The 7,081-nt window shown below is 74.3% G+C and carries 6 protein-coding genes; 1 reads left to right on the top strand and 5 read right to left on the bottom strand.

All coding sequences use genetic code 11. The features are described from left to right. Positions 1 to 19: 19 nt before the first annotated feature. Both DQW06_RS08730 and DQW06_RS08735 read right to left on the bottom strand, forming a co-directional pair. On the bottom strand, positions 20 to 889 hold the full coding sequence (locus DQW06_RS08730; protein WP_117198270.1) for a DUF1365 domain-containing protein: 870 nt from the start codon (positions 887 to 889) through the stop codon (positions 20 to 22). Then, positions 886 to 2,172 carry an NAD(P)/FAD-dependent oxidoreductase gene (locus tag DQW06_RS08735; RefSeq protein ID WP_013152296.1) on the bottom strand — a complete coding sequence of 429 codons (1,287 nt, stop codon included), beginning with the start codon at positions 2,170 to 2,172 and terminating at the stop codon, positions 886 to 888. The genes DQW06_RS08730 and DQW06_RS08735 overlap by 4 nt, the downstream gene beginning before the upstream one ends. 276 nt (positions 2,173 to 2,448) lie before the next feature. Here DQW06_RS08735 and DQW06_RS08740 point away from each other — a divergent pair, with 276 nt between their 5' ends. Continuing rightward, positions 2,449 to 3,918 (top strand): bifunctional phosphatase PAP2/diacylglycerol kinase family protein, encoded by a 1,470-nt coding sequence (locus DQW06_RS08740; RefSeq protein ID WP_013152295.1) that lies wholly within the window; start codon positions 2,449 to 2,451, stop codon positions 3,916 to 3,918. Positions 3,919 to 3,945: 27 nt separating this feature from the next. Here the strand turns inward: DQW06_RS08740 and DQW06_RS08745 are convergent, their stop codons facing one another. The 3 genes from DQW06_RS08745 to DQW06_RS08755 all read right to left on the bottom strand — a co-directional run bounded on the left by DQW06_RS08745 (position 3,946) and on the right by DQW06_RS08755 (position 6,965). Further along, positions 3,946 to 4,398 carry a hypothetical protein gene (locus tag DQW06_RS08745; protein WP_013152294.1) on the bottom strand — a complete coding sequence of 151 codons (453 nt, stop codon included), beginning with the start codon at positions 4,396 to 4,398 and terminating at the stop codon, positions 3,946 to 3,948. Between the two features lie 165 nt (positions 4,399 to 4,563). Beyond that, positions 4,564 to 5,553 carry a phosphotransferase gene (locus DQW06_RS08750; protein WP_071621753.1) on the bottom strand — a complete coding sequence of 330 codons (990 nt, stop codon included), beginning with the start codon at positions 5,551 to 5,553 and terminating at the stop codon, positions 4,564 to 4,566. A gap of 89 nt (positions 5,554 to 5,642) precedes the next feature. After that, the gene (locus DQW06_RS08755) at positions 5,643 to 6,965 is read right to left on the bottom strand and encodes an MFS transporter (protein WP_013152292.1); all 1,323 of its coding nucleotides are present in this window, start codon (positions 6,963 to 6,965) and stop codon (positions 5,643 to 5,645) included. Positions 6,966 to 7,081: the final 116 nt, after the last annotated feature.

Here is a 7,081-nt window from a genome sequence, read left to right on the forward strand (position 1 = left end):
GTGTGGGGGCTGGTCGTGGTCATGGCCGTGTTCCGGTCTTCCGTTCGGTCGCTGGTGTGTGGGTGCGCCCGCGCGGCTGGACGGGCAGTCCGCGCAGGTAGAGGCCGATGCCCTGGCGCCGGATGCGCAGCGCGCCGACCAGCGGCGCGAGGGGGTGGCGCAGCGCCCTGATCAGCAGGGACGCGGTGGTGGCGGGGCGTCGGACGCCGTGCACCGAGGCGGTGAGGGGCGGGCGCCCGTCGCGGTGCAGGGCGACGGTGAGCGCGAGGCGTTCACCGGGCTCGGGGAGGCTGAGGCGGTAGCGGCCGTCCCCCGCGTTGAACGGGGAGACGTACATGGCCTTGTCCGCCTCGGCCCGGCCGCGGCCGTCCACGTCCAGGACGTAGCGGTGGCGTTGGCCGTAGGTGTTGTGGACCTCGGCGACGACGCGGCTGAGGCGGCCGTCGCGGTGGTGGCACCAGTAGACGGTCAGGGGGTTGAACACGTGGCCCAGGACGCGGGCGTGGGCGAGCATGAGCACCCGGCCGCCGTCGAGGTCCACGCCGTGCTCGGCGAGGAGGGCGTCGATGTCGGCGCGCAGCTCCCGCGCCCAGGCGCCGGCGCGGTCGCGGCGCGCGGCACCGGCGCCGGTGCCGGCTGGGACGCAGGTGACGTTCGGGGCACCGGCTTCAGCGGAGGCGCGGGTGACGACCGGTGCGCGGTCGCCGTCCACGGCGTGGTCCTTCGCGCGGAACCCGGCCAGGACGCTCAGCGGCCAGCGCGGGCGCGGCGGGTCGTCCAGGTCCACCAGCCAGTAGTAGGTGCCGTAGGCGAAGGCGTTGCGGACGGGTTCGGAGCGGACGTGGCGGACGGTGGCCTCGTACAGCGCGGGCGCCGGGGAGGGCGTCACCAGTGCACCCCCAGGCTCGCGGCGGCCCGGACGCCCGAGCGGCACCCGTCCTCGTGGAAGCCCCACCCGTGGTGGGCCCCGGCGAAGGCGACGACCCGGTCGCTGAGTTCGGGCAGCCGCCGCTGCGCGGCCAGGGAGGCGGGGGTGTAGACGGGGTGCGCGTAGTCCATGGCGGCCACGACCCGGTCGGGGTCGACCTCGTCGGCTCCGTTGAGGGTGACCACGTACTGCTCGTCGGCGTCCAGGCGCTGGAGGCGGTTCATGTGGTAGCTCACGCGCACGGGCCCGGTGTCGGGCTCGCAGGAGGCCAGGCGGTGGTTCCAGCTGGCCCAGACGTCGCGGTCGGCGGGCAGGACGGAGGCGTCGGTGTGCAGCAGGGTGCGGTTGCGCGAGTAGCCGAAGGCGCCGAGGACCTCGCGCTCGGCGTCGGTGGGGTCGGCGAGCAGGGCGAGGGCCTGGTCGGCGTGGGTGGCCACGACCGCGGCGTCGAAGTCCAGGGCCTCTCCCCCGGCGCGCAGGCGCACCCCCTGTGCCGTACGGGCCAGCGAGGTGACCGGGGTTGCGGTGCGCACCGCGTGCAGGTTCTTGGCGACGCGCTCGACGTAGGAGTGCGAGCCGCCGGTGACGGTGCGCCAGCGGGGCGAGCCCCACACGCTGAGCATGCCGTGGTTGGCCAGGAAGGAGAACAGGTAGCGGGCGGGGTAGTCGGTGGCGGTGCCGGGCGGGCAGGACCACACCGCCGACACCAGCGGGAGCAGGAAGTGCGCGACCGTGTAGGGCGTGAACCGGTGGTGGCGGACGAAGGCTCCGAGGGTGGGCTCGGCCGCGCCGGGGGGCGGGGTCGCGGCGAGCAGGCGCCGGGCGGCCCGGTGGAAGCGGGGGATCTCGGTGAGCATGCGCAGGTAGGCGGGGCTGCGCCGGGACCGGTTGGGGAGCATGGCCCGCACGCCGCGCGCGCCCGCGTACTCCAGGCCGCAGCCCCGGCAGCTGACCGACATGCTCATCTCGGTGGGCTGGGTGGACACGCCGAGTTCGTCGAACAGGCGCAGCAGGTGGGGGTAGGTGCGCCTGTTGTGCACGATGAAGCCGCTGTCGACCCGCATCTCGCCGCCCGGTCCGCCGTCGATCCGGTGGGTGTGGGCGTGCCCGCCCAGGCGGTCGTCGGCCTCGAACAGGGTGACGTCGTCGTCCCGGTGCAGGACGTGCGCCGCCGTCAGTCCGGAGACGCCGGAGCCGATGACCGCGACCCTGCGCCGGTGGAGGGTGTGCTGCCCTGTACCCAATGCGTCCTCTTCACTTCCGGGGTCTGTGTGGCGGAAGTGATTCGGTACCGGGAACCAGGCGGATTGGTCCGCATCATCACGAAAAGGTCTCGAAAGCGAAGGAGCCGGGGCGGGGACGGTCGCGCCGTACGGCACCGCGCGGATCGCGCTTCCGGCGACCGCGTCCCACCGAAACCAACATCGTGTGTGATGTCATCAACACACTGAAGGCTCTCCTGCGGGCGCGCCCTTATGGACATCTGACGGCGCTTTGCCCAATCTGGGGCAATGAGCCTTATGAGTCGACTCCAACGGGCTGACAAGAAGGTCTACGACCACGTGACGGGGTTGGGACCCGCGTCCCTGGACGCCTACACCCCCAAGTTCGTGCAGGCGACGGACAACATGGCGCCGTGGTTCCTCATGTCGGCCACCCTCGCCGCCACCGGCGGCCCCAGGCTGCGGCGCACCGCCCTGCGCGCCATCCTGGCCGCGGGCACCGCCAACCTGGTCTCGGCGGGGATCAAGCAGATCTCGGGGCGCACCCGCCCGGACAACTCGGCCGTCCCGGCCGCGCGCAGCCCCTACCGCTCCTACCCGAGCACCTCCTTCCCCTCCGGGCACACCGCCGCGGCCGCGGCCTACGCGGCCGGGGTCATGACCGACGCGCCCAAGCCGCTGGCCGGGCTGGTCGCCCTCCTGGCGGGCGGGGTGGCGTTCTCCCGCGTGCACAGCGGCGTCCACTACCCCGGCGACGTGCTCGCCGGAGTGGCCATCGGGTGCGGCGCGGCCCTGCTCGCCGGAACGGTGGTGCCGCCCCGGCCCGAACTGGTCTTCGGCGCGCGCACCGTCGCCGACGGGGAGACCGACGTGGACCGCGAGGGCGGCGGGGTGACGGTGGTGGTCAACCCGCGCTCGGCCTCGGGCACGGTGCCCGGGCTGACCGCGGCCGACGTCACGAGCAGGGTGGCGCGGGCGCTGCCCAAGGCGCGGATCATCCCGCTGTCGGCCGACGACGACGTGGTCGGGGTCATGGACCAGGCCGCGCGCACCAGCGAGGTGCTGGCGGTGGCGGGCGGCGACGGCACCGTCAACGCCGGGGCGCAGGCGGCGCTCGACCACGACCGCCCGCTGCTGGTGCTGCCGGACGGCACCCTCAACAACTTCGCCCGCACCCTGGGGCTGTCCTCGGTGGACATCGCGCTGCGGGCCTTCGACGACGGGCGGCTGGCCCGGGTGGACGTGGGCGAGGTGGACGGCCGGATCTTCCTCAACACGTCCTCCTTCGGCTCCTACCCGCGCATGGTGGACCGGCGCGACAAGTGGGCCGAGCGGATCGGCAAGTGGCCCGCGTTCGCGCTGGCCCTGTGGCAGGACCTGCGGGAGGTGAGCCCGATCTCCGCGGTCGTGGACGGCGAGCCCGCCAAGGTGTGGTGGGCGTTCGTGGGCAACTGCCAGTACCGCACGCACGGCCGGGTGCCCGCGCTGCGCGAGCAGCTGGACGACGGGCGGCTGGACGTGCGGGTGCTCACCGCGCGGGCGCCCTTCCCGAGGCTGCGCGCCGTCGCGGACGTGCTGCTGGGCAAGTTCGCGCACGGCGAGGGGTACTCCGAGCGGCTGACCACGGGGCTGACGCTGACCATCCCGGGCGAGCCCAGGCTGCTCGCCGTGGACGGCGAGGTCGTGGAGGGCTCGCGCACGGTGGTCTTCACCAAGCGGCACGCGGCCCTGCGGGTGTTCGTGCCCGCCGTCGAGACCGACCGGTGAACACCGCGAGCGGCGTCGGCACGACCGTCAGCGGCGGCACCGCCGCGGGCCGCGGGAGTGGTCCCTACCGGTGTCGCCGCCCAGCAGGAGGCTGAGCCCCGCCCCCAGCAGCCACGCGTCCTTGGACAGGGGCAGCCCCTGTTCGGTCGGGCGCAGGCTCTGGGGGCGCCGCATGCCCGGGGTGCGCAGGTACAGGCCGAGCAGCCCGGCGGCGAACGCGGTCAGGCCCGCGCCCGCGACACGGCTCGGGACGACGGGGATCAGCAGGGCGGCGCCCAGGGCGATCTCACCGGCCGACAGCAGCCGGGCGAAGGTGACGGGGTCCACGTCCTTGAGGAAGGGGTAGGTCCCCGCCGCCATCCCGTGCAGGCCCTGCGCGGCCTCCTCGTCGGCGCCGCGCTTCTCCAGCCCGGAGTTGAGGACGAACGCCCCCGTGATGACGCGCAGCGGCAGGTCGCGGGTGCTCAGGGGCAGGTTCATGTCGCTCCAACAGCTGGTCGGGTCCGTGGCGTGCCCGGTCGGCCGGTTCCGGCCCGGCCGCACCGACAACAGGTCTTTTCCGGTCGCCAAGAGTCAGGGAGATGTTACCGACCGCGAACAGCGCGGGCGGGCCGCGACCCGCCGGGCCGCCGGATCCGGGCGGCGTCAGCGGGCGCCGGACCGCTCCCCGGCGCCGAGGCGTTCGACGATGCGGACCAGGTCCCGCCAGGCCTGGGAGGTGTCGGGGCCTCCCTCGTGGGGCGCGCGGAACCAGTCGACGAACTCGACGACGTCGCGCAGGTCCCAGCGCAGCCGGTACAGGTCCAGCAGTGCGCGGTCGGGCTCGTGCCCGCTGACCTCGGCGTAGCGTTCCAGTTCGGCGGGGTCGTCGGTGACCAGCCACAGGTCGCGCTCGGGGGCGGCCAGGCCGACGGTGTCCCAGTCGACCAGCAGCGGGCGGTCGCCGCGCCACAGCAGGTTGCCGGGGTGGGGTTCGCCGTGGGTGAGGACCGCCGCCGCGTCCTCCAGGGCGGCCGCGCCGCGGTCGGACTCGGCCAGGCGCTCGCGCAGCGCCGGGGCGTGCTCGGCGAGCAGGTCGGCGGTGGGCCCGGCGTGGGGCCCCGCGTCGCCGACGGCGGCGGGGCGGTCCAGCAGCGCGGCGAGCCGGTCCTGGCCGGGGAGGCGGGTCTCCACGGCGGGCGCGTCGCCCGGTGCGCTGCGGTGCAGCTGGGCGAGGGTGTCCAGGAGCCGGGCCCGCCGGTCGGCGGACAGCTCCTGGCCGAAGTCTCCGGACTCGCCCTCCACGCGGGGGAAGACGCTGAGCGCGTACCCGTCGCCGACCGGGACGACGGTGTCCCCGCCCGGGGTGCGCAGGGGCGCGACGACGAAGCCGAGCCCCTCGTCGTCGTGCAGCCGGGCGGCGGTGTCCATGGCCCGGGTGAGGCGCCGCCGCACGGCGGCCGGGTCCGGGCCGAGGAAGGACTTGCGGGCGAGGTCGGCCACGGTGGTGAACCAGCGGCGGCCCGCGGTGTCGGTGACGCTCCAGTGGTGGTCGCCGAAACCCAGGGGGACGTGGTCGATCGAGGTCGCGTGGACGCCCCACGCCGCCAGCGCGTCGTGCAGGCGTGGTTCCAGGTTCGTCAGCCGTTCGCGCATGCGGCGAAACTACCAGCCGGTCCGCGCCGCGGCCGGGAATTTGCTCCCCGGGGACGCCCGTGTGGCTTCGGAGGCGTCCCCGGGGCGGATCAGTCCAGCGTGGTGCGGTGCAGGGACAGGTCCCGGGTCTCGCGGACCAGGGTGAGCACCACCAGGAGGCTGAGCGCGGCGACGCCGACGAGGTAGAACGCCGGGGTCAGGGCGCTGCCGGAGGTGGCGACCAGCCAGGTGGCCACGAACGGCGCCGTGCCTCCGAAGAGCACGTAGGCGGTGGTGTAGCCGACCGCCGACCCGCTGGCGCGCAGGTGGGCCGGGAACATCTCCACCATCATCGGCACGTTGGAGGTGCCGATCACCGCCACGAGCGCGGCCAGCGCCGAGGTGCCCAGCATCGCCCCGGCCAGCCCGGTGCCCATGAGCTGGAACGCGGGGTAGGTCAGCAGCACGAACCCGGCGCAGGCGGTCATCAGCATGGGGCGGCGCCCGAACCGGTCGCTGGCCCTGGCCATGAGCGGGCACATCAGCGTGTACGCCAGCATCGCGACCACGCTGGTGGTGAGCGCCTGGGTCTTGGTGTAGTCCAGCGACTCCGACATGTAGCTGATCATGTAGCTGCTCATGAAGTAGTAGCCGACGGCGTTGGTGATGCTGTAGCCGAAGAGCGTGAACATCTGGCGGCCGGAGACCCGGAAGGCCTCGCGCAGCGGGCTGCGGGTGGTGTTGTCCTCCCGGGCCATCTCGCGGAAGACGGGGGTGTCGTCGAGCCGGGAGCGCAGGTACAGGCCGATGGCGCCCAGCGGCCCGGCGATCAGGAACGGCACCCGCCAGCCCCACGACATCAGGGCCTCCTCGCTGAGGGTGCCGGTGAGCAGCACGCCCACGCCCGAGCCGACGACGGCGGCCACGCCCACGGTGATGGGGACGGCGCTGGCGTAGCGGGCGCGGCGGCCCTCGGGGGCGTACTCCATGATGAAGGAGGAGGCGCCGGTGTACTCGCCGCCGGTGGAGAAGCCCTGGACGGCGCGCATGAGCAGGAGCAGCAGGGGCGCGGCCAGGCCGATCGCGGCGTAGGTGGGCAGCAGGCCGATGGCGAGGGTGGCCCCGCTCATGCACAGCACGCTCAGCGCCAGGGCGCGGTTGCGGCCGATGCGGTCGCCGTAGTGGCCGAAGAACAGGGCGCCCAGGGGGCGGGCGATGAACCCCGCGGCGAAGATCGCCCAGGTCGCCAGCAGCGCGGCGGCGGGGTCGTAGTTGGGGAAGAACAGCACCGCGATGGTGGCCGACATGACGGCGTAGGCGCCGGAGTCGAACCACTCCACGAAGTTGCCGATGGCGGTGGCGACGGTGACGCGGCGGCGGACGCGGCCGATGTCCTCCGGCGGGGTCGCGGGGGCTTTGGGGTCGTTGAGCACCGTACCCGAACTCCTCTTTCTCACTGGTCCGGGCCTGGCCCGGATTCGATGGTAGGGGGGACAAGAGAGGGGGCGGCCCGCCGGGGTGGCCGGGCGCGGCCGGGGGGGGGGGGGGG

This window comes from Nocardiopsis sp. TNDT3, assembly GCF_003427465.1.
Taxonomy (GTDB): domain Bacteria; phylum Actinomycetota; class Actinomycetes; order Streptosporangiales; family Streptosporangiaceae; genus Nocardiopsis; species Nocardiopsis dassonvillei.

Excerpts from the sequence above, each read along its gene's own strand:
- DQW06_RS08745 (WP_013152294.1), bottom strand. The coding sequence starts at position 4,398 with ATGAACCTGCCCCTGAGCACCCGCGACCTGCCGCTGCGCGTCATCACG.
- DQW06_RS08740 (WP_013152295.1), top strand. The coding sequence starts at position 2,449 with ATGAGTCGACTCCAACGGGCTGACAAGAAGGTCTACGACCACGTGACG.
- DQW06_RS08750 (WP_071621753.1), bottom strand. The coding sequence starts at position 5,553 with ATGCGCGAACGGCTGACGAACCTGGAACCACGCCTGCACGACGCGCTG.